At 68.7% G+C, this 25,413-nt stretch carries 25 protein-coding genes; 13 read left to right on the top strand and 12 right to left on the bottom strand.

Annotated features, from left to right (window positions below; genetic code table 11):
- Positions 1–5: 5 nt before the first annotated feature.
- The 3 genes from OHS03_RS31625 (at position 6) to OHS03_RS31615 (ending at position 3,246) form a co-directional block, all read left to right on the top strand.
- Entirely contained in the window at positions 6–782 is a 777-nt protein-coding gene (locus OHS03_RS31625; protein ID WP_328659076.1) for a glutaminyl-peptide cyclotransferase, read from the top strand.
- Positions 783–874: 92 nt separating this feature from the next.
- Positions 875–2,719: an MFS transporter gene (locus OHS03_RS31620; protein WP_328659074.1), complete on the top strand. Its 1,845-nt coding sequence runs from the start codon at positions 875–877 to the stop codon at positions 2,717–2,719.
- Entirely contained in the window at positions 2,716–3,246 is a 531-nt protein-coding gene (locus OHS03_RS31615) for a DUF2771 domain-containing protein (protein ID WP_328659071.1), read from the top strand. The genes OHS03_RS31620 and OHS03_RS31615 overlap by 4 nt, the downstream gene beginning before the upstream one ends.
- Positions 3,247–3,302: 56 nt before the next feature.
- On the opposite strand, the gene OHS03_RS31610 is transcribed toward OHS03_RS31615, so the two are convergent.
- Positions 3,303–3,728: a cold-shock protein gene (locus tag OHS03_RS31610; protein WP_056818628.1), complete on the bottom strand. Its 426-nt coding sequence runs from the start codon at positions 3,726–3,728 to the stop codon at positions 3,303–3,305.
- Positions 3,729–3,890: 162 nt separating this feature from the next.
- Here OHS03_RS31610 and OHS03_RS31605 point away from each other — a divergent pair, with 162 nt between their 5' ends.
- Positions 3,891–4,127 carry a hypothetical protein gene (locus OHS03_RS31605; RefSeq protein ID WP_328659069.1) on the top strand — a complete coding sequence of 79 codons (237 nt, stop codon included), beginning with the start codon at positions 3,891–3,893 and terminating at the stop codon, positions 4,125–4,127.
- A 373-nt stretch (positions 4,128–4,500) separates the two neighbouring features.
- Positions 4,501–5,109, top strand: a complete 609-nt coding sequence (locus OHS03_RS31600) for a transglycosylase family protein (RefSeq protein ID WP_328659068.1) — start codon at positions 4,501–4,503, stop codon at positions 5,107–5,109.
- A gap of 65 nt (positions 5,110–5,174) precedes the next feature.
- On the opposite strand, the gene OHS03_RS31595 is transcribed toward OHS03_RS31600, so the two are convergent.
- Positions 5,175–5,366: a hypothetical protein gene (locus OHS03_RS31595; protein WP_062982571.1), complete on the bottom strand. Its 192-nt coding sequence runs from the start codon at positions 5,364–5,366 to the stop codon at positions 5,175–5,177.
- 154 nt (positions 5,367–5,520) lie between these two features.
- On the opposite strand from OHS03_RS31595, the gene OHS03_RS31590 reads away from it, so the two are divergent.
- Complete coding sequence (locus OHS03_RS31590) at positions 5,521–7,812, top strand: helicase-associated domain-containing protein (protein WP_328659066.1); 2,292 nt, start codon at positions 5,521–5,523, stop codon at positions 7,810–7,812.
- On the opposite strand, the gene OHS03_RS31585 is transcribed toward OHS03_RS31590, so the two are convergent.
- Positions 7,809–8,324 (bottom strand): LppU/SCO3897 family protein, encoded by a 516-nt coding sequence (locus OHS03_RS31585; protein WP_157125117.1) that lies wholly within the window; start codon positions 8,322–8,324, stop codon positions 7,809–7,811. The two genes, OHS03_RS31590 and OHS03_RS31585, sit on opposite strands and share 4 nt — an antisense overlap.
- Positions 8,325–8,420: 96 nt before the next feature.
- Here OHS03_RS31585 and OHS03_RS31580 point away from each other — a divergent pair, with 96 nt between their 5' ends.
- Positions 8,421–9,263, top strand: a complete 843-nt coding sequence (locus OHS03_RS31580; protein WP_328659064.1) for a hypothetical protein — start codon at positions 8,421–8,423, stop codon at positions 9,261–9,263.
- On the opposite strand, the gene OHS03_RS31575 is transcribed toward OHS03_RS31580, so the two are convergent.
- The 3 genes from OHS03_RS31575 to OHS03_RS31565 all read right to left on the bottom strand — a co-directional run bounded on the left by OHS03_RS31575 (position 9,260) and on the right by OHS03_RS31565 (position 13,169).
- The gene (locus OHS03_RS31575; RefSeq protein WP_328659061.1) at positions 9,260–10,651 is read right to left on the bottom strand and encodes a M1 family metallopeptidase; all 1,392 of its coding nucleotides are present in this window, start codon (positions 10,649–10,651) and stop codon (positions 9,260–9,262) included. The genes OHS03_RS31580 and OHS03_RS31575 overlap by 4 nt on opposite strands.
- 85 nt (positions 10,652–10,736) lie before the next feature.
- Positions 10,737–11,402, bottom strand: coding sequence for a DUF3239 domain-containing protein (locus OHS03_RS31570; RefSeq protein WP_328659060.1), 666 nt, complete (start codon positions 11,400–11,402; stop codon positions 10,737–10,739).
- 99 nt (positions 11,403–11,501) lie between these two features.
- Positions 11,502–13,169: a DNA repair helicase XPB gene (locus OHS03_RS31565; RefSeq protein ID WP_056818641.1), complete on the bottom strand. Its 1,668-nt coding sequence runs from the start codon at positions 13,167–13,169 to the stop codon at positions 11,502–11,504.
- 325 nt (positions 13,170–13,494) lie between these two features.
- Here OHS03_RS31565 and OHS03_RS31560 point away from each other — a divergent pair, with 325 nt between their 5' ends.
- Positions 13,495–14,139: a LysE family translocator gene (locus OHS03_RS31560; RefSeq protein ID WP_056818643.1), complete on the top strand. Its 645-nt coding sequence runs from the start codon at positions 13,495–13,497 to the stop codon at positions 14,137–14,139.
- 79 nt (positions 14,140–14,218) lie between these two features.
- On the top strand, positions 14,219–14,917 hold the full coding sequence (locus OHS03_RS31555; protein ID WP_405149621.1) for a trimeric intracellular cation channel family protein: 699 nt from the start codon (positions 14,219–14,221) through the stop codon (positions 14,915–14,917).
- Positions 14,918–14,961: 44 nt separating this feature from the next.
- Here the strand turns inward: OHS03_RS31555 and OHS03_RS31550 are convergent, their stop codons facing one another.
- Positions 14,962–16,140, bottom strand: coding sequence for a pyridoxal phosphate-dependent aminotransferase (locus tag OHS03_RS31550; RefSeq protein WP_328659056.1), 1,179 nt, complete (start codon positions 16,138–16,140; stop codon positions 14,962–14,964).
- Between the two features lie 173 nt (positions 16,141–16,313).
- Between OHS03_RS31550 and OHS03_RS31545 the strand changes: the two genes are divergently transcribed.
- Complete coding sequence (locus tag OHS03_RS31545; protein ID WP_056818652.1) at positions 16,314–16,526, top strand: hypothetical protein; 213 nt, start codon at positions 16,314–16,316, stop codon at positions 16,524–16,526.
- A 103-nt stretch (positions 16,527–16,629) separates the two neighbouring features.
- Here OHS03_RS31545 and sigJ read toward each other — a convergent pair whose 3' ends face one another.
- Positions 16,630–17,529: an RNA polymerase sigma factor SigJ gene (gene sigJ, locus OHS03_RS31540; RefSeq protein ID WP_328659055.1), complete on the bottom strand. Its 900-nt coding sequence runs from the start codon at positions 17,527–17,529 to the stop codon at positions 16,630–16,632.
- Positions 17,530–17,641: 112 nt separating this feature from the next.
- On the opposite strand from sigJ, the gene OHS03_RS31535 reads away from it, so the two are divergent.
- Both OHS03_RS31535 and OHS03_RS31530 read left to right on the top strand, forming a co-directional pair.
- The gene (locus tag OHS03_RS31535) at positions 17,642–18,478 is read left to right on the top strand and encodes an SMP-30/gluconolactonase/LRE family protein (RefSeq protein WP_328659053.1); all 837 of its coding nucleotides are present in this window, start codon (positions 17,642–17,644) and stop codon (positions 18,476–18,478) included.
- 42 nt (positions 18,479–18,520) lie between these two features.
- Entirely contained in the window at positions 18,521–19,132 is a 612-nt protein-coding gene (locus OHS03_RS31530; protein ID WP_328659050.1) for a GNAT family N-acetyltransferase, read from the top strand.
- A gap of 14 nt (positions 19,133–19,146) precedes the next feature.
- On the opposite strand, the gene hrpB is transcribed toward OHS03_RS31530, so the two are convergent.
- Positions 19,147–21,636 carry an ATP-dependent helicase HrpB gene (gene hrpB / locus OHS03_RS31525; RefSeq protein WP_328659048.1) on the bottom strand — a complete coding sequence of 830 codons (2,490 nt, stop codon included), beginning with the start codon at positions 21,634–21,636 and terminating at the stop codon, positions 19,147–19,149.
- Positions 21,637–21,789: 153 nt separating this feature from the next.
- Between hrpB and OHS03_RS31520 the strand changes: the two genes are divergently transcribed.
- Complete coding sequence (locus OHS03_RS31520) at positions 21,790–22,407, top strand: LysE family translocator (protein ID WP_328659046.1); 618 nt, start codon at positions 21,790–21,792, stop codon at positions 22,405–22,407.
- A gap of 51 nt (positions 22,408–22,458) precedes the next feature.
- On the opposite strand, the gene OHS03_RS31515 is transcribed toward OHS03_RS31520, so the two are convergent.
- From OHS03_RS31515 to OHS03_RS31505, 3 genes are all read right to left on the bottom strand, one after another.
- Positions 22,459–23,547 carry a 3-deoxy-7-phosphoheptulonate synthase gene (locus OHS03_RS31515; protein ID WP_062982592.1) on the bottom strand — a complete coding sequence of 363 codons (1,089 nt, stop codon included), beginning with the start codon at positions 23,545–23,547 and terminating at the stop codon, positions 22,459–22,461.
- A 451-nt stretch (positions 23,548–23,998) separates the two neighbouring features.
- Positions 23,999–24,469 carry a carboxymuconolactone decarboxylase family protein gene (locus tag OHS03_RS31510; protein WP_328659044.1) on the bottom strand — a complete coding sequence of 157 codons (471 nt, stop codon included), beginning with the start codon at positions 24,467–24,469 and terminating at the stop codon, positions 23,999–24,001.
- Between the two features lie 80 nt (positions 24,470–24,549).
- The gene (locus OHS03_RS31505; protein ID WP_328659042.1) at positions 24,550–25,413 is read right to left on the bottom strand and encodes an oxidoreductase; all 864 of its coding nucleotides are present in this window, start codon (positions 25,411–25,413) and stop codon (positions 24,550–24,552) included.

The following is a 25,413-nucleotide window of genomic DNA, read 5'->3' as shown; positions in this document are numbered from 1 at the left end:
GCCGTATGAAGTGCAATCGCAGTTCGTTGGCCGTCGCAGTGCTGGTCAGTGTGCTCGGCGCGGGGGCTTGTGGCGGACCCGAGGAGCCAGGTCCGGCGCGGTTGCGCGTCGAGGTGATCGGCTCGTCACCGCACGATCCACAGGCCTTCACCCAGGGCCTGGAAGTGGTCGACGGCATCCGCTACGAGAGCACCGGCATGTGGGGCGTGTCGACCGCGCGGGCCGCCGACCAGCGCACGGGCGCCGAAACAGCCCGCGTCGACCTGCCCGGCCGGATGTTCGGCGAGGGCATGACCCGGGCGGGCGCGATCGTCTGGCAGCTGACGTGGCAGGACGGCTTCGCCATCGCCCGCGACCCGGTGACCCTCGCCGAAACCGGTCGCGCCGCCTACGTGGGCGAGGGCTGGGGTCTGTGCGCGCAACCACACCGGTTGGTGATGAGCGACGGCACCGGCACGCTCACCTTCCGCGACCCGGTGACCTTCGCGCAGACCGGCTCGGTGACCCTGTCCGGCTATCGCGATCCGAAGCCGAACGAGTTGGACTGCGCCGAGGACGGCACGGTCTACGCGAACAACTACCCGACGGACGAAATACTGCACATCGATCCCGAGACCGGCCGGATTCTCGCCGTCATCGAGGCGGCCGGGCTGCTCACACCCACTGAACGAGCGGGCACCGATGTGCTCAACGGCATCGCTCACCTACCCGGCACCGATCGTTTCCTGCTGACCGGAAAATACTGGCCGCGCATGTTCGAAGTACGTTTTGTCGAGAAATAGGGGTACCTCCACAGGGTGAATCAGGACGATGTGGCCGACATTGCCACGGCGCGAGTGAACACGCACAGCCCGAGTGCGACAGAATTGGACTTGTGACTACGCCCCGCGATCCATCCGGTCCCGACCGTGGTCGCCGGGACGGTACTGCCGCCGACCCGCACCCCGGCTACGGGCAGTACCCGCCGCGCGCACCGCGCAAGGTCTTCCCCCGGCCCGAACGGCCGCTGCCCGCCGAGCCGCCGACGGTCCGGTCGAAGAGCCTGTTCCGCCGCAACCGCCCCGTCGACCCGGCCGCCCCGACCACCCCGGTGCCGACAGCGGGAAAAGCCGCGCGCGCACCGACGGAGTATCCGAAGAGCGGACCGGCCGCACCACGCGACGAGCGATGGCACGCCGACCCGGCGCGTGACGAGCAGCCACGGTCGATCCCGGATCACGATGGCACCGGCCCGGACGGCACCCGCCCTTTCCCCCGCGACGAAGGTGTCGACGACCCGATCAACCAGCGCGTTCCACGCAAACTCACCGTCACCCGCGTAGCCGCCATGCGCAGCCGTGAACTCACCGAACGCGGCATCGCCACCTTCCAGCGCGCCGCCAAGGCCGACGGCGCCGATCAGTCCGGCCTGACCGCGCTCACCTACGCCACCATGGCGAACTTCGCGCTCGACGCCGCGATCGCCGTCGCCCTGGCCAACACCCTGTTCTTCGCCAGCGCCACCGCCGAATCCAAAACCAAGGTGGCCCTGTACCTGCTGATCACCATCGCCCCGTTCGCGCTGATCGCGCCCCTGATCGGTCCGCTGCTCGACCGCCTGCAACGCGGTCGCAGGCTGGCGCTGGCGACGACCTTCGGCCTGCGCGCGGGTTTCGCGCTGCTGTTGATCTTCAACATCGACACCTGGGGCCTGTATCCCCTCGCCCTGTGCATGATGGTCGGCTCGAAATCCTTCGCGGTCCTCAAGAGCGCGGTGACTCCGCGCGTGCTGCCACCGGATATCGACCTGGTCCGCACCAATTCCCGGCTCACCGTCTTCGGCCTGGTCGGCGGCACCATCGGCGCGGGTGCGCTGGCCGCGCTCGCCGCCCTGATCGCTGGTTCCACCGGTGCGTTGATCTTCGCCACCGGCATCGCCATCGCGGGCGCGTATCTCAGCCTGCGCATTCCGAGCTGGGTCGAGGTGACCGAGGGCGAGGTCCCCGCGACGCTGACCTACCACGGCCCCGATGCCAAGACCGAGGTGATCGAACGCGGCCAGGATTCCCCGGTGCCCGCGCGGAAACGGCGTCAGCCGCTGGGCCGAGCCGTGGTCACCGGCCTGTGGGGCAACAGTTCGATTCGGGTGCTCACCGGGTTCCTCACCTTCTACATCGCCTTCGTGGCCAAGGGTTCCGGCGGCAGCCCCACCGAACAGGCGGCGATGCTCGGCCTGGTCGGCGCGGCGGCGGGCATCGGCAACTTCAGCGGCAATGCGACCGGCGCCCGGCTGCAACTGGGTAGACCGTCGCCGGTGGTACTCGGCTGCACCGGCGCGTGCGCGGTGGTGGCGCTGTTCGCCGCGTTCACCGGAAACCTCTTCGGCGCCGCCGTGGCCGCGCTGGTGGCCTCGGCGGCCAGCGCGCTCGCGAAGGTATCCCTCGATGCCGCCATCCAGGACGACCTCCCGCCGGAGTCGATCGCGTCCGGCTTCGGCCGCTCGGAGACCGTGCTGCAACTGAGCTGGGTCGTCGGCGGGGCGGCCGGTGTGTTGATGCCGATCGAGTACTGGAAGGGTTTCGCGTTGATCAGCGTGATCCTGCTGGCCGGTCTGCTGCAGACGTTCGTCAGCTATACCGGGCACTCGCTGCTGCCGGGTCTGGGCGGCAATCGCCCCCAGCACGTCGAGCAGGAAGTGCCCAACACCCATCCGAGAGGGACAGGAGACCCCACCTGGTGAGCAAGCTCAACGCTCGAACGATCGTCGCGCTGGTCGCGGCCGGACTGTTCGCCGTCGTCGCGGTGACCGCGGGACTGGTGGCCTTCGCTGTGTCGAAGGCGCCCGCGCACAATCCGAAGCTCACCGCGTACGCGCACGGCACGACCATCACCGTCGACCCGTTCATGTACTGCACGGTCAGGATGGAGAACTGTCGATACGGCGAAACCGCGCCGCTCGTCGTCCCCGCCGGTGAACCCGTGCAGCTCTCGCTGCCCGACGCGATCTCCCAATCGCCGTGGCTCATCCAGCTGATCTACCAGCGCCCCAGCGGCGAACAGCTGGACCGGGTGCTCAGTTTCGCCGATTACCCCGACCGCGCCAGGGCATTGACCATCGAGTCGAATCCGGAACCGGGTCTGCGCCTGAGCGGCATCGAAGTACAGCTGCCGATCCTGGCCCGCGATATCGCCACCGGCCGGGAAACCTATGTCCCCCACGCCGCCTGGTCGATCGTCACTCCCGAACCGGAGCCGCGCGAGCCCTGACCCAGAAAACGAGACCGGCCCCGAACGCGTGCGTTCGGGGCCGGTCTCGTCGAGACTCAGTGGTCGAGTTCGCGAGCCACGGCTCGCACGACCTCGGAAATCCGCTGGGACATCTTGCGATCCGGGTACTTGCCCCGCCGCAGGTCCGGCTGCACGGTGCTCTCGAGCAGCGTGATCATGTCCTCGACCAGGCCGTGCAGTTCGTCGGGCGACTTGCGCGGCCCGGCGTCCTTGCGCGCGGGCATCTGCCCACGGTCACGATCGCGCGCGACGGTCGGCGGCGCCTCCAGCACCGTCACGCTGAGCGCCTGCGGCCCTCGGCGACCGGCGGCCATGCCGAATTCGACACGCTGTCCGGGCTTGAGTCCCTCGACGCCCTCGGGCAGTGCGGACGAGCGCACATAGACGTCCTCGCCCTCGTCTTGAGACAGGAAGCCGAAGCCCTTCTCGACGTCGTACCACTTCACCCGGCCGGTCGGCACTGCGCTCACCCGTTCATCATTCGGCACCCGGACCCTTGTGGCCCGGGTTACACACTTTTGCTTGTCGCGAAAAGAACGCGCCCCCCAACAAGGCGGGACGCGATGTGGTGCGAGTCTACCCCGGTGGCTATAACGCGAGCACATCAGTTTTACGGTTCACCGGTGACGAACTCACCAGATCCGGCCTCGCCCGGTCCGCGACGCTCCGGCGATCGCCTCCTGCACGTGGCTCTCGCCCTGTTCGGCATCGGAATCCTGGCGGTGATCGGGATCTTCGTGACGCCGATCGTGTCCGACAGCGAACCGGGTCTGTGGCTGTACGGCCTCGCGATGCTCGCACCGGTCGGCTTCCTGCTCGCGCTGATATTCGCGCTGTGGTCGGGCCGACGCGCACGTTGATGCGTCAACCGGGTACCCCTCCAGATACCTTCCAGCCAAACATGTGATCTTCGTCACATAACGGTCCGGTTACGAAGTGAGCGCACAGCCGTAGCGCACATTCGCCACCGCGACTACCTGCGCGGACGCATCAGGGATCACCCTGAGACGACCCCGAGACCCACCGGGACCCGCCGGTTACCAAATAGTGACATTCGCCGCTGACCGTCGTACCGTTTCTCTCAGCCGGGGTAACCCCCGGAACCACCGGCCCGCCGCATCGAACCTCACCCCGCGGGTACCGGACCCCGATTGGAAACAAGGGATGAGGGCGGACCGGGAGACCTCTCAGTCCGGGCCACATGCAGGTGCGAACGAGAGGAAGAAACCCGATATGAGTGGACGCCACCGCAAGCCGACTTCCACCGGGCGCACTGCTGCCAAGGTCGCCGTCACCGGCGCGATCTTCGGCACCGCAGCCGCAGCCCTCGCAGGAAACGCCAGCGCGGCCCCTGACTCCGACTGGGATCGCCTCGCACAGTGTGAAGCCGGCGGCAACTGGGGTATCAACACCGGCAACGGTTTCCAGGGTGGGCTGCAGTTCTCGCCCTCCACCTGGACTGCGCACGGTGGTGGCGAGTACGCCGCCTCCGCCAACCAGGCCAGCCGCGAACAGCAGATCGTGGTCGCCGAAAAGGTTCTCGCTTCCCAGGGTTGGGGCGCTTGGCCCTCCTGCTCCTCGCAGCTGGGTCTGAGCAGCGGACCGTCCGAGCGTGTCGCTCCCTCGACGCCGAGCTGGGCCCCGCAGGTCAACGTGCCGCAGATCCAGGATCCGAGCCAGGAAGTGTTCTCGGCCGTCGACCGCGCACTCACCGTCGTGCAGCAGCAGGGCATCGCCGTGCCGCAGCAGGCTCTCGACTTCGTCAACTCCGCCAAGGGTGCTCCGCTGGACCCGGCCGTGATCGACTTCTTCCAGGCGAACAAGGGTCTGCTGCCCTCCTGATCGCCCGCACACATAACAAGAGCCCGCATCCTCGAGGATGCGGGCTCTTGTCTTTCTCGTCCGAATTACACCCGGTTGATGGTGGTCTGGGGGTGCACGTACGGCAGCGATGCGGCCGGGACGGGAAACTCGGTGTCCTCACCGAAAGGCGAGAGATTACCGGCACGGGTCGACGACAGTTCGGTCACGGCGTGCTCGCCGTCGGCCACCTCGGGCCAGCCGTTGTCGACGTAGGGTTTCTTCGATTTGTTCACCACCGGCTCATTCAAGCACACCGGCCACAGTGCCCATCAGCGGCTGGCGCCGCAGTTCTCGGCCCCGAGGCCTCGATCTTCCCTCCCTCCGGGCACTCCTTCGTCGCACCCTCCGCTCAGTCCAGATCAAGGCGGCCGAGAACTGTAGGCTCGATCGGTGATCGCGACAGACTCTCTCGCCGATTGGCTCGGTGCGCGCACCGATGCCCAGCTGGTGAAATTGCTGCAGTTGCGGCCCGACCTGGCGGTGCCGCTGCCCGCGTCGATGTCGGTGCTCGCGGTGCGCGCCCAGCAGCGCGCGTCGGTGCTGCGGGCCGCCGACGACCTCGACACCCTCGAGTTCGCGATCATCGAGGCGCTCACGGCCAATGAGGACGCCCGCACCATCGGCGCCGAACTCACCCCGCTCACTCGCACCACCCTGCACGCGCAGCTCGAGGGTCGCGTCACCAAGACCGCGCTCACCGCCGCGCTGACCCGGCTGTTCGACCGCGCACTCGTCTGGCAGATCGGCGACGACCTAGACCTCACACCGAGCGCCGCCGAAGCCCTCCCCTGGCCGCTCGGCGCGACGACAGCGCTCCCCGACGCCCTCACCGAGCCCGAGGTCACCACCGCGCTGGCCACCGCGAGCCCGCCCGAACGCGCGCTGCTGGACAAACTCGCGACCACCGGCCCGCGCGGTCGCACCAGGGATGCCGCACCGGGCACCGACCCCGATCGTCCGGTGCCGCGACTGCTCGCCGCGCGGTTGTTGCACTGGATCGACGACGAGACCGTGGAGTTGCCCGTCACCGTCGGCCAGGTCCTGCGCGGCGAGCCCGTCACCGACCCGCACGCGCTCGCCCCGCCCAAACCCGCACTCGTCAAGAACGCCGCCACCGAGGTGAATGCCGTGGGCGCGGGCGAGGTCGGCGAACTGCTGCGCGACGCAGGCGACCTGATCGACGCTCTCGGCAACCTGCCCGCCCCTTCGCTGCGCGCAGGCGGACTCGGCGTGCGCGAATTGCGCAGACTGGCCAAACAGACCGGCATCGACGAACAACGCACCGGCCTGCTGCTCGAATTGCTGGCCGCCGCGAAACTCGTCGAAAAGGGCCTGCCGGAGCCGACGCCCGACCTCGACTCCACCGACGACTTCTGGGCGCCGACACCGGCCGCGGATGCCTGGCTCGACGCCCCGCCCTCGACCCGCTGGGTGACGCTGGCGCAAGCGTGGCTGGAGCTGGATCGGATGCCGTGGATGATCGGCCTGCGCGACGCCGCCGACAAGCCGCTCGCGGCCCTGTCGGCGGAGCTGCGCGTCCCCCATGCGGTGCGTGACCGCGCGGCGATCCTCGGCCTGCTCGCCGAGTACCCGACCGGCACCGCCGTGACGCCCGCCGACATCGGCAAGCTGCTGGCCTGGCGGATGCCACGCCGCCGCAGACATTTCCGCCTCGAAGCCGTCACCGCGACGCTCGCCGAAGCGGCGGTCGTCGGCCTGTTGGGCCGCGGCGCTCTCGACTCCGCCGCCAGGGCCCTGCTGCACGGTTCCGTCGCCGACGCCGAATCGGAGATGGCCGCGGCGCTGCCGAAACCGGTCGACCACGTCCTGGTCCAAGCCGACCTGACCGTGATCGCGCCCGGCCCCCTGGTCCCGGAACTCCGCGGCAAGATCGCCCTGGTGGCCAACGTCGAATCGGCGGGCGCCGCGACGGTGTACCGAGTCAGCGACGCCACGGTCCGGCGCGCCCTCGACGCCGGTCTCACCGCCGCCGAACTCCACGCCCTGTTCGCCACCCACTCCCGCACCCCCGTGCCGCAGTCGCTGACCTACCTCATCGACGATGTGGCCCGCCGCCACGGGCAACTCCGGGTCGGCATGGCCCAGTCCTTCCTCCGCAGCGACGATCCCGCGCTGCTGGCCCAGGTCCTCGCCGCCCCGGTAGCCGACACCCTGGCGCTACGCGCGATCGCCCCCACCGTGGCGATCGCCCTGGCCCCGCTGAGCGAAATGCTCGACCAACTCCGCAAAGCGGGTTTCGCGCCCGCGGGCGAGGATTCCGGCGGCACCATCGTCGACCTGCGCCCCCGAGGCGCGCGGATTTCGGTCCGTCCCCTGGCCCGCAGGCCGTACCGCCCGACCCCGCCGAACGAGGACCAACTCTCCCAACTGGTCACCGAACTCCGCGCGGGCGAACGCGCGGCGGGCGCCCGCACCGGCCGCTCGGTCCGCACCGACGGCAGCCGCACCGGCACCGCGGCCACCCTCGCCCTGCTCCAACTGGCAGCGAGGGTGGGCCGCCCGGTGAACATCGGTTACGTGGACGCGCAGGGCGTAGCAACCCAGCGAGTGGTCGAGCCGCTGCGCGTCGGCAACGGCCAGCTGGACGCGGTGGACCCGGTCAGCGGGGCCACCCGCCACTTCACCCTCCACCGAATCGCGTCGGTGGCCCTGCTCGATTAGGGCTTCGCCATGCAGAAGGTCGTCTTCGGATCGGGCACCGTCCGGAACTGCGTGGCGTCCACCCCGCACAGCAGTTCATCGGTCTGCCCGTCGATCCGCTTGACCACCTTGAACGTGGCCTCGGGCGCGGTACAGGCGACAGACTTCGCCGGCCGCTTGCCCGCATCCGCGTAGCAGCTGCCCTCGGCGAAGTTGGGCGCCAGGCACAGGGTGTTCTTCGCGTCCCCGACCGTGCCGTTGAAGGCGGCGTTGTCGGCCGCGCAGTCCGCCGTGCCGACCTTCGCGATCCGGTAGCCGGACTTCGCCGACGAGCAGTCGCCCACCGTCGCCTTCATCGCGTCGGCGGCGTTGTCACTGACCTCCACGCACGACCCCACCGCGACAGCACCGGCCGACGACGAGTCATCGGACGAGCACGAAACCACGGCACCGACCAGGGCCATCGCGGCCACCGGGCCGAGCACGATCCGCGCCAACAGCCGCTTCTCCGGGAAAATCACTGAAAACCTCACTCACCGAACGGTTCAGGGTGAACACAACGTCGGTGACGATACCCAAGTGCCCCGAGCCCGCGCTCCCCCGTCGAGCAAGCTGTCTACCATCACAAGATGACCCTGGACGACGTCGCAGGCGAGCTGTACACCCTCGACCCCGGCGACTTCGTGTCGACCCGCGCCGAGCGCGCCGCCCAGGCCCGCGCGGACGGCGACCGCGACCTGGCCAAGGCCATCACCGCCTTGCGCAAACCCACGGTCGCCGCCTGGACGGTCAACCTGCTGGCCCACCACGCACCGCGGGAGATCGCCACCCTCCTCGATCTCGGCGATGCCCTCCGGTCGGCCCAACGGCAACTCTCCGGCGACAAGCTGCGCGCCCTCGGCGCCCAGCGTCAGCAGGTCGTGAACGCGATGACCAAGCGAGCCGCCGAACTGGCCGCCGAACACGACCGTCCGGCGAGCGGACAGGTGCTGCGTGAGGTCGGCCAGACCCTCACCGCGGCGCTGGCCGACTCCGATGTCGCCGACCTGGTTCGGGCCGGTGTGCTGCCGACCACCGTCACATACGACGGTTTCGGCCCGGCCGGTCTGGTCGCGATCACCGGCGGGAAAGCCACGCCCAAGCGCGTGAGTAAACCCACCCCGAAGAACACCGACGCCGATCGGCGAGCCGAGGCCCAACAGGAACTCGACGACGCCGAATCCGGCTTGGCGGCAGCCCGCGTCGATCGAGATGAGGCCGAAGCCGCTGCCGTACAGGCGAAGTCCGACCTCGACGAGATCGAGACCCGCATCGCCGACCTCCGTGACGAGCTCGAACACGCCGAACAGCAACGCCATTTCGCCCACACCGCCGAACATCGAGCGCGTGGCGAATTCACCGCCGCGCGTAGTCAATTCGACCGGATGCGGCGCTGGGTCGAGCGAGCCCGCGCGCGACTGAGCGAGGACTAGGGGCCCAGGGTGCCCGGATAGAGGAACGCGTCACGCGGCGGCCTCGTCCCATCGAGCCATTCGGCCAGGAACTCACCCAGCGGCATCGAGGTCCGGCTCTGCAAGAACTCCCGGAACTCCGGCATCGAGGCGTGGCCGTCGCGGTGCGCGTTCACGAAATCCCTGATCGCCGTGAAGAACACGTCCTCACCGATCAATTTGCGCAGCGCGTGCAGGAAAAGAGGGCCCCGGTAGTAGACGGAGGTGAACTCGTCGCCGACACCGGGAGCGGCCAACGCGATCTTCCAGAATTTGGGCTCGTCGAGGTATTTCGCGATCGTCTCGCGGTACTCGGTGTCGACATCGGCGTGGTCGACCCGTTCCGGCCACAGATAGTCGGCGGTATAGCTGGCGAAGCATTCGTTGAGGCAGATGTCGGACCACTGCCGCACCGACATCGTGTCGCCCCACCATTGATGGGCCAGCTCGTGCACCACCGTGTTCAGGTCGGTCCACGGCGCGTAGATGGGGCGGGTCTGGGTCTCCAGCGAGAACGGCAGCTCCGTATCCACATAGATCCCACCGGCCACGTCGAACGGGTAGGGACCGTAGAGATTTTCGAGGAAGTCGAGGATCTCGGGCAGCCGCTGTTCCTCCTCGCGATTGCCCTCCGATTCCGGCGCGAACGCGCTGAGCGCCGTGGTCCCGTTCGCCCGCCGCTGCTCGAGAAAGGTGAAATGGTCCACCGCGACCGTGGTCAGGTAGCCGATCGTGGGCTGTCGTGTCTCCCACGTGGTGACCAGTCGGCCGTTTCGCACCACATGCTCGGTGCGGTCACCGGTCGACATGACCTCCCACTCGGCGGGCACCGTGGCATGCAGGGTGAAAGTCGCCTTGTCCATCGGGGTGTCGTTGAGCGGGTACCAGGTGCTCGCGCTGTGCGGCTCGCCGGCGGCGAAGGCGCCGCCGCTGGGTGCGTAGGTCCAGCCCTCGCCGTCGGTATCGGCGGCAGCGCCCGCGTAGTCGACGATGATCCGCATCGGAAGTCCGGGTGGCAGGGGCAGCAGTGGCGTGACCACCAGTTCGTGCTCGCCGTCGTGGGCGAAGCCCGCGGGCTGACCGTTGACCGTCACCATCAGCACCTCGGGCCCGCTGTAGTCGAGGTTGAACTGCGCCAGGGGTTGGGTCGCACGAGCCTCGATGCGGGCCGTGCCGCGCAGGTGGTGATCACCGGGTTCGTAGTCGATCGACACGTCGTAGTGGGTGACGTCGTAGCCGCCGTTGCCGTCGAGCGGATAGTAGGGATCACCCAGCCCGGGCGCCCCGATCAACGCCGAATCCGCCGCCACCGGCGGAATTCCCAGCGCCACCAGCGCGAACACCACGCACAACCCGGCCGACCAACGCATGCCGAAGACACCTTTCGCCGAGGCGGATCGCACGGACCCGACCATCGTCGCAGGCGCGCGCGGGCCCTGATGGGCCGCGGTACGCCTAGCCCAGGTCGGTGGGCAGTTGCTGCGGGTCGAGCAGCAGGCGTTTGGTCGCCGTGCGCTTCACCCGTGAGGCCAGCGCCAGGTTCTGCGTGAGCAGCCGCCATTCGACCTCGTTGATGGCGTCGCAGGCCCGCTCGATCACCGCGTCGTCCCGCGTGCCCCAGGCGATCGGCATGGCCGTGACCAGCTGCCACCGTTCGCCGACCTGGCGAGGGGCGCGATCGGTGCGCACCGCGACGGCGGGCACTCGCTCACCCCGCTGCGGCGTGTGGCCGGGCAGCGCGCGCACCTTGCGGGTGATCAGCGCCCAACTGCGCTCCGCGGCGGCGGGTTCGGCGATATCGACCAGGGCGAGCAACACGATGCCGCCCGGCTCGGCATCGCTGACGACGGCGGGTACGAGAACACCGTCGTGGTAGAGCTTGTCGATACTGGAACGGTGCGGCGTCCACAATGCCACCCACAGCGCGATGGCCGCGACGAGCACGCACACCACCGCGAGCAGAAAACCCCACGCCTGCCCGCTCCACACCAGCGCCACCGTGGCCGCCACGGCGAGACCGGCGACCAGCAGTGCTACCAGGCGCAACCTGCGCAACCCGGTGAACGTCTCATTGACCGCATGAGCGTGTTCACGGTCGACCACGAATTCGAAGCGGCGCACGCCTTCCTTCCTAGCACAAGTTGCGGAGGAATTGCCTCCACTTATCTGCCGAGGGGTTCGCACATCGCACGCTACCCCCCTTTGACCTGGCGAACAGTGCTACACGCCGTCGCCGATGGGCGGACCGAGCAGGTCGTCGGCGTCGACGATGCGGTAGGCGTAGCCCTGCTCGGCGAGGAAGCGCTGCCGGTGCGCGGCGTATTCGGCGTCGAGCGTGTCGCGCGCGACCACCGAATAGAAATGGGCCTGCCCCCCATCCTGTTTCGGTCGCAGCAGTCGACCGAGGCGCTGGGCCTCTTCCTGGCGGGAGCCGAAGGTGCCCGAAACCTGCACCGCCACAGACGCTTCCGGCAGGTCGATGGAGAAGTTGGCGACCTTGCTCACCACCAGCACCGGGACCTCACCGGAGCGGAAGGCGTCGAACAGCGCCTCACGTTCCCGGTTCTTGGTGGCGCCGGTGATGACCGGAGCGTTCAGGTCGACACCGAGCTCGTCGAGCTGATCCAGGTAGGCGCCGATCACCAGGGTCGGCGCGCCCTTGTGGCGGGCGAGGATGGACTCGACGACCGGGATCTTGGTGCGCGCGGTGGAGCACAGCTTGTAGCGCTCCTCCGGCTCGGCGACGGCGTAGGCCATCCGCTCCGCGTCGGTGAGCGTCACCCGCACCTCGACACAGTCGGCAGGCGCGATCCAGCCCTGCGCCTCGATGTCCTTCCACGGGGCGTCGTAGCGCTTCGGGCCGATCAGCGAGAACACGTCGCCCTCGCGGCCGTCCTCACGCACCAGTGTGGCGGTGAGACCGAGTCGGCGGCGCGACTGGAGGTCGGCGGTCATCCGGAAGACCGGCGCGGGCAGCAGGTGCACCTCGTCGTAGATCACCAGGCCCCAGTCGCGGCTGTCGAACAGCTCGAGGTGCTTGTACTCACCCTTCGATTTACGCGTGATGACCTGGTAGGTGGCGATGGTGACCGGGCGGATCTCCTTGCGCTCGCCGGAGTATTCGCCGATCTCCTCCTCGGTGAGCGTGGTACGTGCCAGCAGTTCGCGCCGCCACTGCCTGCCCGCCACGGTATTGGTGACCAGGATCAAGGTGGTGGCCTTGGCCTTGGCCATCGCGGCCGCGCCGACCATCGTCTTGCCCGCGCCACACGGCAGCACTACCACCCCGGAACCGCCCGCCCAGAAGGAGTCGGCGGCCATCTCCTGGTAGTCGCGCAGGTGCCACTTGCCCTCGGTGTAATCGAGGCCGATGTCGTGCGCCTCGCCGTCGACATAACCGGCCAGGTCCTCCGCGGGCCAGCCGATCTTCAACAGCATCTGCTTGATGTGCCCGCGCTCGGACGGGTGCACGATCACGGTGTCGTCATCGACGCGAGCGCCCAGCATCGGTGCGATCTTCTTGTGCCGCAACACTTCCGCGAGCACTGCGCGATCCAGGCTGATCAGGCACAGGCCGTGCGCTGGATGTTTGACCAGCTGCAATCGGCCGTAGCGGCCCATCGTGTCGACGATGTCGACGAGCAGCGGCTGCGGCACGGCGTACCGCGAGAAGTTCACCAGCGCGTCCACGACCTGCTCGGCGTCGTGGCCGGCCGCGCGGGCGTTCCAGAGCGCCAGCGGCGTGATCCGATAGGTGTGCACATGCTCGGGCGCGCGCTCCAGCTCCGCGAACGGGGCAATGGCCTGCCGAGCGTTGCCTGCCAGCTCGTGGTCGACCTCTAGCAGCAGAGTCTTGTCGCTCTGCACGATCAGCGGACCGTCGGTCACTGGACTCCTTTGCGGCCGGGGCCGCGGGTTCGGGGCCTGTAACCCCTCGATTCAGCACTCGAGACTCGCGCCTACGGCGCATGCGCTTCGAGCGCTGAATCGAGGGGGCGGCCCCGAACGGGCTCGTAAGACTCGCCCTGTGCGGGGTTGCGTTCGGCCTAGATGCTCTGAGTTGATGTGCCATGCCCTGGTGGGCGGCTCGTTCGATTGTACGGACCTGGTCCGACACGGCTCGTGCGGCGATGGTGTGCGAGCAGTGAGCACCGGTCCAGCGGGTGCCGACTGGACCGCGACAACTGCGGTCTGACCAGGTCAAACTCAGTGCATGCTTCAGACAACGGCGGTTCTCGGAGTTGCGGCGGCGGCGCTCGGCATGGTGCTGACGCCGGGACCGAACATGATGTATCTGGTCTCGCGCACCGTCGCGCAGGGGCGTCGGGCCGGGATGATCTCGCTGCTGGGGGTCGCGGCGGGGTTCGGGGTCTATCTGATGGCGGCCGCGGCGGGGATCACGGCGGTGTTCGCGGTTGTCCCCGGGTTGTATCTGGCGGTGAAGCTGGCGGGGGCGGCCTACCTGCTGTGGCTGGCCTGGCAGGCGATCCGGCCGGGCGGGGTCTCGGTGTTCGCGCCCGCCGACCTGCCGCACGACCCCGCGCGGCGACTGTTCACGATGGGATTGGCCACCAACCTGCTCAACCCGAAGATCGCGATCATGTACATGGCACTGATCCCCCAGTTCGTCGACCCCGCTCGCGGCGCCCTCTGGTTGCAGAGCCTGTCGCTGGGAGCGATCCAGATCACGGTGGCCCTCACGGTGAACGCCATGATCGTCCTCGGCGCCGCGGGCCTGGCCACCTTCCTCGCCGCGCGCCCGCTGTGGCTGCGCACTCAGCGCTACCTCATGGGCACCGCCCTCGGCGCCATCGCCGTCCTCCTCGCCACCGACAAGGCCCGCCCCGCCCCCGCCTGAGATCCATGTCTCCGTCGCCGGGGACCGGTCGCCGGCGCCGCGCTCCTGCGTGTCACGCTGCTTCGGAGCAGCGAGGCGAATGGAGTGCGTGGTGAGCGTGGGTGTGCTGGTGGCGGCGTTGGCCGGGCCTTCGATCAGCGAGCTGGATTCGGCGGTGAGCGCGGTGCATCGGGGCGGCGAGATGATGGGAGTCATCTCCTTCGCCGCGTCGGGGGCGCTGGTCGCGGTGCGCAAGCGGCTCGATCTGTTCGGGATGGTGGTGATGGCGTGCGCCACCGCGCTCGGCGGCGGCATCGTGCGCGACCTGCTGATCGGGCGAACTCCCCCGGCCGCGTTCACCGACCTCACCTATCTGTCCGCGTCGATACTGACCGCGCTGGTCCTGTACTTCATCGCGCCGTCGCGCCGACTCACCAAGGGGCCGCTCGAAATCGCCGACGCGATCGGGCTGGGGCTGTTCTGCGTCACCGGGACCGTGATCGCCGACTCGGCCGGGCTCGGAGCACCCACCGCCGCCCTGCTCGGCATGACAACCGCCATCGGCGGCGGGGTGATTCGCGATGTGCTCAGTGGCGAGGTGCCCACCGTCCTACGCCCGGACCAGGACCTCTACGCGATCCCGGCCCTGTTCGGCGCGGCCGCGACCGCCGCGCTGCTGTCGTTCGACCTGTACCAAGCGTGGACGGGACTACTCGCCGCTGCGGGGGCGGTGGGGTTTCGGCTGCTGGCTCGGCACTATCAGTGGCATGCGCCGCTGGCCCGCCACGCGCGTGACTGACTCGTGTCGTCCAGGTTCACCGGACCAGGAGCATCCGGCTCGGGTCAGTGCACTGTGGTGCCGGTTCGGAGTCGGCGGATTCCTTCGTCGATCGTCTCGTCACGTTTACTGAAGGTGAAGCGCACCAGGTGTTTCCAGTCCGCGGGGTGGTCGGCGAAGACGCTGACCGGCACGGCGGCGACGCCGAGTCGCGCCGGGAGTTCACGGCAGAACGCCAGTCCGTCCTCGGCGCCGAGCGGCCGGATATCGGCGCAGACGAAGTAACCGCCGTCGCTGGCCGAGACCGTGAATCCGGTGTCGCGCAACGCCTCCGACAGCCGCGTTCGCTTGTCGCCCAGCCCGTCACGCTGGGCGAGTACCCAGTCCGATTCCTCTTTGATCGCGTGCGCGACGGCAGGCTGGAACGGCCCACCGCCGACGAAGGTGAGGAACTGTTTGGCCGCGAGTACACCGTCGAGCAATGGCGCGGGCGCGCACGCCCAACCGATCTTCCACCCGGTGACATTGAAAGTCTTCGCCGCGCTGGACACCACGATGGTGCGCTCGCGCATCCCGGGCAGCGTGGAGATACTGATGTGCTCGGCGCCGTCGTAGACGAGATGCTCGTACACCTCGTCGGTCAGCACCAGCAGATCGTGTTCGACAGCCACTTCGGCGATCGCGGTGAGGTCGGCTCGGTCGAGCACCGCACCGGTGGGGTTGTGCGGCGAATTGACCACCAGCATACGGGTTTTCGGTGTGATCGCGGCCCGCAGACTGTCCAGGTCGAGCACGAATCGGTCGCCGTCGGGCACCAGTCGAGCCGTCCGTCGCCGCGCGCCGGCGAGGGCGATCGCGGCGGCGTAGGAGTCGTAGTACGGCTCGATCAGCACCACGTCCTGGCCGGGCTCCACCAGACCGAGCACGGCGGCACTGATCGCCTCGGTCGCGCCGACGGTCACCAGGATTTCGGTGGCCGGGTCGTAGGCGGTGCCGTAGCGGCGGGCTCGGTCGTCCGCGATCGCCTGGCGCAGCACCGGCATTCCGCGGCCGGGCGGGTACTGATTGAGCCCGTCGGCGATGGCCGCGCGCGCGACGTCGAGCATGCCCACCGGCCCGTCGGTATCGGGAAAGCCTTGGCCCAGATTCACCGCGTCGTGGCGGACTGCCAGCTCGGTCATCTCGGCGAAGATGGTCGATCCGAAGGGGCGCAGGCGGGCGACGGTGGGCGGCACAGGCGGCATCTTCGCAGCGTATCCCACTATTCCATCACGTTGCCGAACGATAGCGAACACGCATGTTTCACAAACGTTTTCCCGTGTTGACCTGCGCTATTGTGCGTTTCCCCAACCTCAGCTAGCCTCGCCGTGTTCTACCTCACACACCACTGCGTGGTGGTATATCGAAAGGGGCTCACATGGCCTCACCTCTGCTCGACTTCATCCTGCAACCGGCTGCGTCGGAGGTAGCCGGTTCGGCCCTGCGATTCATCCACGACCACGTCGCCAGTCCGATCGTCGACTGGTTCACGGGTTCGGCGACGCCGGACAACAACATGGGCTCCTCGACCGGGGACTTCAACCTCGGATCGTCTACCGGCGATCACAACTGGGGCTCCACCTACCCCTAGCCCTCAGCGATGCGATGCGATGTAGTCCGTGTCGCTGTGCAGATCAGCCCGGCGCTGTGAAGCGAACCGCTGACCCCCGCAGGCCTTTTGCGGTGTTGCGGGGTCAGCGGGGACGGGCGCCGGATAGTTTCACCACGTTGGCGAAATCGTAAGTCGCCCAAATCTTTCCGTCTCGTACCGAGAACCCGAGCACCCGCACCGGGCGCCCGAACGGTGAGTTCGGGTCGGTGAATACCAAGCCCGATTGCCCGTTCACCGCGGCCTCGGTCATGTCCAAGCCGGGTTCTTCCTGGTGTTTGCGCCACAGGCCGAGCGCCAGCCGGGCGACCCTGTCCTGTCCGGCAACGATATTCAGTGCCGTCTCGGTGGTGCCGCCGGCATCGGCCGTGAAGGTTGTGTCCGGGTGCAGCGTGGCGGCGACCGCGGCGACATCGCCGGTGGCCAGCGCGGCCAGGAACCGTTGCACCGCCTGATCGTGCACCTCGTCGGTGACCGGTTCCGGCGCCCTCGCCACCGCGCCGCGCGCACGCACCGCCAACTGCCTCGCGGCATCGGCGGAGACGCCGAGGATCTCGGCGATCTCGTCGAACGGCACGCCGAGTCCCTCGTGCAGCACCAACGCGACCCGCTGCTGCGGCGTCAACGCGTCGAGCACCACCATCGCCGCCATCCGGCTGTCCTGATCGCGGACCACGACATCCAGGGGATCCGGGGTGCGTGACGACATCGCCGCCGACACGATCGGCTCCGGAAGCCATTGCCCCACATAGGTTTCGCGGCGCACCGCGGCACTTCGCAAGTGGTCGAGGCAGATTCGGCTGACCACCGTCGTGAGCCAGGCGCGCAGATCGTCGATCTCGGACTGGTGCACCCCAGCCATGCGTAGCCAGCTCTCCTGGACCGCGTCCTCGGCGTCGCCGACGCTTCCGGTGAGCCGGTAGGCGACCGAAAGCAAGTGCGTTCGATGCGATTCGAACAGGTCTGCGAGAAACGGGGAAACCATCGAGGAAGATCCTACGGAGTACCCCACCGCGCCCGGCCTCACGGGTCGGACACCGGTGATTTCGCACACTTCATCTCGTCTGTACTACTACTGCCGCCTACGGAGGACGCTGATGAGTACACCTGAGATCGTGCTGGAGGGAATCGTGTTCGGCGAGTCACCGCGCTGGCACGACGGACGACTGTGGTTCGCGGACTGGGGAGCGAACCAGGTGATCGTTCTCGACGACGATCACCGCCCAGAGGTCGTCGCCCAGGTTCCGTCGTTTCCGATGTGCATCGACTTTCTCCCCGATGGACGCTTGGTGATCGTCGACTCCGCCGCCAAGCGGCTGCTTCGGCGCGACCCCGACGGGTCGCTGGTGGCCTACGCCGACCTCTCGCCCGTGTCGGACAAGCCGTGGAACGACATCGTCATCGACGAGGGCGGCAATGCCTATGTCAACAGCATCGGCTTCGATTTCCCCGGTGGGGAGTTCGTGCCCGGCTTCATCGTGTGCGTCACGCTCACCGGTGCGGTGCGCCGCGTGGCCGACGGACTCGCGTTTCCGAACGGCATGGCGATCACTCCCGACGGTTCGACGTTGATCGTGGCCGAGTCCTACGCCGAGCAGCTCACCGCCTACGACATCGCGGCCGACGGCGGGCTCAGCAATCGGCGCGTGTGGGCGGCGACCCCTGGCGATCACCCCGACGGCATCTGCCTCGATGCCGACGGTCAGATCTGGTACGCGGATGTGGGCAACCACCATTGTGTCCGGGTCGGGGAAGGCGGCGAGGTGTCGGCGCAGGTCCGACTCGACCGTGGTGCGTTCTCGTGCACCCTCAGCCGAGGCGCGGATCCGCGGTTGTACGTCGTCGGACAGAGCTGGGGCGACGCCGAGGCGACCGGACCGACGGGACAGGTCGTCGCCTTTCCCGCGCCCGCGCCGGGCGCGGGCAGGCCCTGAAAATCCGGCGAGAATTTCGGCGCCGACTGTCAAGATGGCCGGATGTACGAGCACACGCTCACCGACGGCACCGTCTGGCTCACCCGTCCGACCGGGGCCGATATCGACCGCATCGTGGAGTGCTGTCAAGACCCTGACGTGCAGCGCTGGACCACTGTTCCCGTGCCGTATCAGCGCGGCGATACCGAGGAGTTCCTCGACCGCGTCGTCGCTCCCGGCTGGGCGGGCAATGCGCCGGTCTGGGCGATCCGGACCGCCGAGAACGGGCAGGTCGAGGGGATGGTCGGCCTGCACACGCGCGGGCCGGGCACCTGCGAGATCGGCTTCTGGCTCACCCCGGACCACCGCGGGCGCGGCCTGATGTCACGCACCATCACCCTGGTGTGCGATTTCGGTTTCGCCCCCGACGGTCTCGCGCTGGACCGGATCACCTGGCGCGCGATAGTCGGCAATATTCCTTCGGCCGCCGTCGTCCGCCGCAACGGCTTCCACTACGAAGGACTGGCCCGCTCGGGCGGGGTGCAGCGCGGCGCCCGGGTCGACGAGTGGCTCGCGGCCCGACTCCCCACCGACCCGGCCGGGCCGGTAGACGGGTGGCCGGCTTCGGCGCCGTCACCACCGATACCCTCCTCGCCGCCCGAGCCACGCCACTGACCTGACGATCGAAGTCAGTTCGGGCGGGTGGCTCGGCGAGCGGTACCTCGGTGGGCGACGACGGTGGTTGGGTCTTCGGGCCAGGCGTGCTTGGGGTAGCGCCCACGCAGGTCGGCGCGGACCTGGGGCCAGCCGTTCTTCCAGAAGGAGGCCAGGTCCGCGGTGACGGCGACGGGGCGCTGGGCCGGCGAGAGCAGGTGCAGCAGGATGGGGGCGCGGCCGTCGGCGAGGGTGGGCGGGTCGGTCCAGCCGAAGATCTCCTGGACTTTGACCGCGAGAACGGGCTGGTCGGTGGAGTAGTCGAGGCGGACTCGGCTGCCGGAAGGGACTTCCAGGCGTTCGGGGGCCAGCTCGTCGAGGCGGGCGGCGGTGGGCCACGGGAGCAGACGGCGTAGCGCGGTGCCCGCGTCGATGCGGGCGAGGTCGGAACGGCGTCGGGCAGTGGACAGTTCGGGGCCGAGCCAGGTGTCGAGGTCGGCGAGGAGCGTGTCGTCGTCGACAGCGGGCCATGGTGCGCCTAGGGTCCGGTGCAGGAAGTCCAGCCGTTGCCGCAGACCACGGGCGTCATCGCTCCACCGCAGCAGACCGAGACCTTCCGACTGAAGTCCTTGCCGCACAGCCTGTTCCACCAACAGTCGATCCGGCTGACGTATCACCTTCTCCGACAGGAGAATCGCGCCCAACCGCTCCACCCGGCGAGCCACCACATCCCCGCCGTCCCATCGCACCTCATCGGCCACGACCACCAACCCAGGCGCAGCTTCCCGGGCGAGGTCTTCATCGGCTATGGCCGCCAAGCGAATTCGCCCCTCGGCTCGCCCCGGATCGCGATCGGCGATGGCCACCGCGAGCCATTCCGCCGCCGCCAGACCGGAACCCGGCGGCAGTGTCACGGCGGTGCCACCCGCCATGAGATACGTCGACGACCCACTCGACCGCCGACGAGCCAACCGCTCCGGCTGCGCCAACGCGATCAACAGGGCCGCGACATCCGTTCCCGATCCACCACTCTCGTTCCCGACCTCGCCGGCACGATCGCTCGATGTGGTCGCGACGAGTCGCGTCAGGCGTTGGACTTCCCGGGACCAACGCGGTGGGCGTTCGGTGCGAAGGGTGCGCAGGGCTGCCGTGGCGTCGACGGTGTGGGCGAGCGAGTCGTCGTCCATCAGGACCACCATTTCGGCAGCGGCTTTCGCGCCGACTCGGTCGGTGCCGTCGAGGAGGGCGCGGGCGAGGCGCGGGTGCAGGCCGAGGGCAGCCATGGCCTTGCCGCGGGCGGTGATGTGGTCGGAATGATCGAGTGCGCCGAGTGCGTGTAGGACGGTTCGGGCCGCGGCGAGGCCGCCTTCCGGCGGGGCGTCCCACCAGGCGAGGCCGGTTCCGTCGGGCGTGCCCCAGCAGGCCAATTCCAGTGCGAGCCGGGTGAGTTCGGCGGTGCGGATCTCGGGTTCGGGATAGGCGGGCAGGGTTTGGTGCTCGTATTCGGGCCAGCAGCGCCAGGCGTGGCCGGGGGCTTCGCGGCCCGCGCGGCCCGCGCGCTGTTCGGCGACCGCGGCCGAAACACGCACTGTCGCGAGGCCGGACAGGCCACGGCGGTGATCGACACGGGAGACGCGGGACAGGCCGGAGTCGACGACCGCGCGCACGCCAGGGACGGTGAGACTGGATTCGGCTACCGCGGTGGACAAGACGACGCGCCGCCGCGAGCCCGGCCGCAGCGCGAGGTCCTGGGCAGCGCCGGCGAGCCTGCCGTGCAGTGGGACCACATCGACCCCGTCGAGGTCACGCAGCAGTCCCGCCGTTCGGTTGATCTCGCCGACGCCGGGCAGGAAGACCAGGATGTCACCGTCTGTTCCGGCCAGCGCGCCCCGCGTCGCCCGCGCCACCTGCCCCTCGATCCGCTCACGCGGCAGCGACGGCACGTACCCGATCTCCACGGGATACGCGCGCCCACGAACCTCGACCACCGGCGCGGGCTCCTCGTCCCCGCCGAGCAGGACCGCGAGCCGATCAGCCGCGACGGTCGCCGACGTGGCGAGTACCCGCAGATCCGGCCGCAATCCCGACCGCGCGTCGAGCAACAGCGCCAACAACAGATCCGCGTCCAGATGCCGCTCGTGACACTCGTCGAGCACCACCGTCCCCACCCCGCCCAACTCGGGATCCTGCTGCAACCGCCGCACCAGCAACCCCGAGGTCACCACCTCGACCCGCGTGCGCGCCCCCACCTTCCGATCCCCCCGCACCGCGTACCCCACGGTCTCGCCCACCCGCTCCCCCAACAACGCAGCCATCCGCGCAGCCGCCGCCCGCGCCGCCAACCGCCGAGGCTCCGCCACCACGATGCGCCCCGACGACCCCGCCGCCAGCGCCAACGGCACCAACGTGGTCTTACCGGTACCCGGCGGCGCGACCAGCACCGCGACCCCGCGATCAGCCAACGTCGCGGTGATCCGCTCCAGCTCCGGTCGCACCGGAAGGTCGGGAAGTTCGGGAAGCTTCATCACCGACCAGTCTGCCGCTCCGCCTGCCCGCCGCTTCCACCGCCCGACGGCGGCCGACCATGTCATCGCGGTGCGAAGCGGTACGACGGCCCCGTTCCGAACCGACGCCGCGAGGTATTTTCCCATGGTCGATCGGCAGTTACGCTGCGGGAGATGAGCATCGAGTTCGCGTTGACCACGCTTGTCATCGTCGCCACGCCGGGTACGGGCGCCCTTTTCACGCTCGCGGCCGGGCTTTCCCGGGGAACGAAGGCGAGCGTGATCGCCGCCTTCGGGTGCACAGTGGCGATCGTTCCGCACATGCTCGCGGCGATCACGGGGCTGGCCGCGCTGTTGAACACCAGCGCGGTCGCGTTCCAGACCTTGAAGTATCTCGGTGTCGCGTATCTGCTCTACATGGCGTGGAATACGTTGCGGGACAAGGGCGCGCTCGCGATTCCGGAGGAAAGCATCGAGGTGGAGCCTTCGGCGCGACAGGTCGTCACCTCGGCGGTGCTGCTGAATATCCTGAACCCGAAGGTGACGATCTTCTTCTTCGCGTTCCTCCCACAGTTCGTGCCGACCGGCGCGCCGAACGCGCTGGGCCGCATGCTCGAGCTCAGTGGGTTGTTCATGCTGGTCACGTTCGTAGTGTTCGCGGGCTACGGAGCTGTCGCCGCCGCGATGCGCACCTATGTGCTGTCGCGCCCGGTGGTGGTCCGGTGGATGCGGCGGGTGTTCGGCGTCTCCTTCGTCGCTCTCGCGGGGCGACTCGCGGTGCAGAACCAATAGACACAGCAGTGCGGGCCCCGGAATCCGAGGCCCGCACTGTCGATCGAAGAACTAGCCGCGGCGCGCGGCCACGGCGTCTGCCAACCGGTCGAGCTGGGTGGCGGTGGTGTTCCAGTCGATGCACGCGTCGGTGATGGACTGGCCGTAGGTCAGATCGTCGGCCTTGCCGAGGGTCAGGTCCTGGCGGCCCGCGACGAGGAACGACTCCAGCATCACGCCGACCACGCCCTGCTCGCCCGCGGCGATCCGGTCGGCGATGTCGGTGACGACGTCGACCTGCTTGTTGTGGTCCTTGTTGCTGTTGCCGTGGCTGGCGTCGACGACCAAGCGCTGAGCCAGCGACGACTTCTCCAGCCGCAGCTTGGCCTCGGCGCAGGAGGCGGCGTCGAAGTTGGTGCCGTTGCTGCCGCCGCGCAGGATGACGTGGCAGTCGGGGTTGCCCGAGGTGCGGATCAGCGCGGAGCGGCCGTCGAGGTCGGTGCCGGGGAAGACGTGGCTGGCGGCGGCGGCGCGCACACCGTCGACCGCGACCTGCACGTCACCGTCGGTGCCGTTCTTGATGCCCACCGGCATCGACAGCGCCGAGGACAGCTGCCGGTGCACCTGGCTGGCGGCGGTGCGGGCACCGATCGCGCCGTAGGAGACCAGGTCGGCGATGTACTGCGGGGTGATGGGGTCGAGGAACTCGCACGCGACCGGCAGGCCGAGGGCGGTGATGTCGACGAGCACCTTGCGGCCGATGCCGAGGCCGGTGTTCACGTCGAACGAGCCGTCCAGGTGCGGATCGTTGATCAGACCCTTCCAGCCCAGCGTGGTGCGCGGCTTCTCGAAGTACACGCGCATCACGATGTGCAGCCGGTCGCTGAGCTCGGCGGCCTTCTCGGCCAGCTTGCGCGCGTATTCCAGCGCGGCGACGGGGTCGTGCACCGAGCACGGGCCGACGATCACCATGAGGCGGTCGTCGTCGCCGTTGAGCACGTCGACGGTGGCCTTGCGGCCCGAACGTACGGTGTCGGCGAGGGCATCGGTGATCTGGTGAACCATGCGGACCTCGGCGGGCGAGCGCAGCGGGCTCACGCTGAGGGTGCGCTGGTCGTCGAGATCGGAATGCCGCGAGTCGACATCGGCTGCGGTGGTCATGAGATGTGGGTCCTTTGCGTTAAGAGGCCGACCCACGGAAATCGCTACCGTCGAGCCGGGCGTTATCCGGCTCGAGGTGGAGGAAGTCAGCGCGCAGGGTCGCAGACCGGCCCACCCAGGGCCGGATAGCTAAACCAGAAATATGCGCGCTGCATGGGATGGACTGTACCACCGGTAAAACGTCGAAAGGCCTGCCCCGGTTGCCGGGAGTGTGGACCGTCACATCGCGGCGCCCGCCCGCGCCGACGAGAAAGTAATCGACTGCACGTGACGGTGACCAACGGACTCGCCGACGTCGGCGCCGAGTTGATCGGCAAGGCCGTCGACGCGGGCGGTGCGGCGCATCACAGTCCCGAGTCGTACACGGTCGATCCGACGGTGGAGCAAGTGCTCGGCCGACCCGCGCACCTTCACGCAGTGGGCGGCCGAGCACGGGCACCGATTCCGTTGATCAGCTCCACTGACCGGGGACATAGTCACCGGCGGGAGTGTGGGCGATGGCGTTGAGACGGTTCCAGGCGTTGATGATCGCGATGGCACCGATCAGGGCGGCGATCTGGTCGTCGTCGTAGTGCTTGCGGACCAGGGCGAAGGTGTCGTCGCTGACATGTCCGCCGTCGGCGGTGCGGGTCGCTTCCTCGGTGAGGGCGAGGGCGGCCCGTTCCGGCTCGGTGAAGACATTGGCCTCCCGCCAGGCGGCGACCAGGTTGATCCGCACCGCGGTCTCACCGGCGTGGGCGGCGTCCTTGGTGTGCATGTCGACGCAGTAGCTGCACCCGTTGATCTGCGAGGCCCGGATCTTCACCAGTTCATGCGTGGACTTGGGCAGCGGCGAATCGTCGATGACCTTGCCCGCCATGATCATTCGCTTGCTGAAGCTCGCGGCGATGGCGTTGCCGTAGAGGTTGAAGCGCGCTTCCATGATGACTCCTTCGTCGTGGGGTTCACAAAGACGACGAGGTAGCCGTTCGCAGTGTGACGTCGTGTGACGTCTATCACGAATCAGATGAGGCCGCAGAGCTTCTCGGAGAGCTCCCACAGTTCGGCCGCGACCTTGCGATTGCGCGCCGTGGGCGCGCTGCCCGCACGGGCGGGGTTGCCGCGCAGGCCGAGGAAACCGTCGGGGCCGTAGAACGTGCCCGCCTTCACCGCGGCGGTGGCGGCGAACAGCGTGGGCAGCGCACCCTGGTGGGCGTCCTGGGCGAGCATGCGATTGCCCAGCCACATGACCGCGTCCTGGACGGTCTCGGTGTGCGACATGAGTTCGGTCGCGGCGTAACCGGGGTGGGCGGCCACCGAGATCACCGCGGCGCCCTCACCGGCCAGGCGACGCTGCAGCTCGAAGGCGAACATCAGGTTGGCCAGCTTGGATTGACCGTAGGCGAGCCAGCGGTCGTAGTGGCGCTGCTCCCAGTTGGGGTCGGCCAGATCGATCCTGCCGATGCGGTGCGCCACGCTCGACACCGTCACCACCCGATCGGCGATGCGGTCGAGCAACAGGTTGGTGAGCGCGAAGTGACCGAGATGGTTGGTGCCGAACTGCATCTCGAAGCCGTCGGCGGTGCGGCGCAGCGGTAGGGCCATCACACCCGCGTTGTTGATCAGCACGTCGACGCGTTCGATCGAATCAGTGAAGGCGCGCACCGAATTCAGGTTCGCCAGGTCGAGTTCACGGACTTCGGTCTCGCCGCGCATCCCCGCGGCTACCCGCTCGGCCTTGGCCGTATCGCGACAGGCCAGGACCACTCGCGCACCCGCCGCCGCCAGCGCCCGCGCGGTGGCGGCGCCGAGACCACTGTTGGCACCGGTGACGATGATCGTGCGACCGGTTTGGTCCGGCAGGTCGGCGACAGTCCACTTACTCAC

This window comes from Nocardia salmonicida, from assembly GCF_036142455.1.
GTDB classification, from domain to species: Bacteria; Actinomycetota; Actinomycetes; order Mycobacteriales; family Mycobacteriaceae; genus Nocardia; species Nocardia salmonicida.
This window is presented reverse-complemented; position numbering and strand designations above follow the sequence as displayed.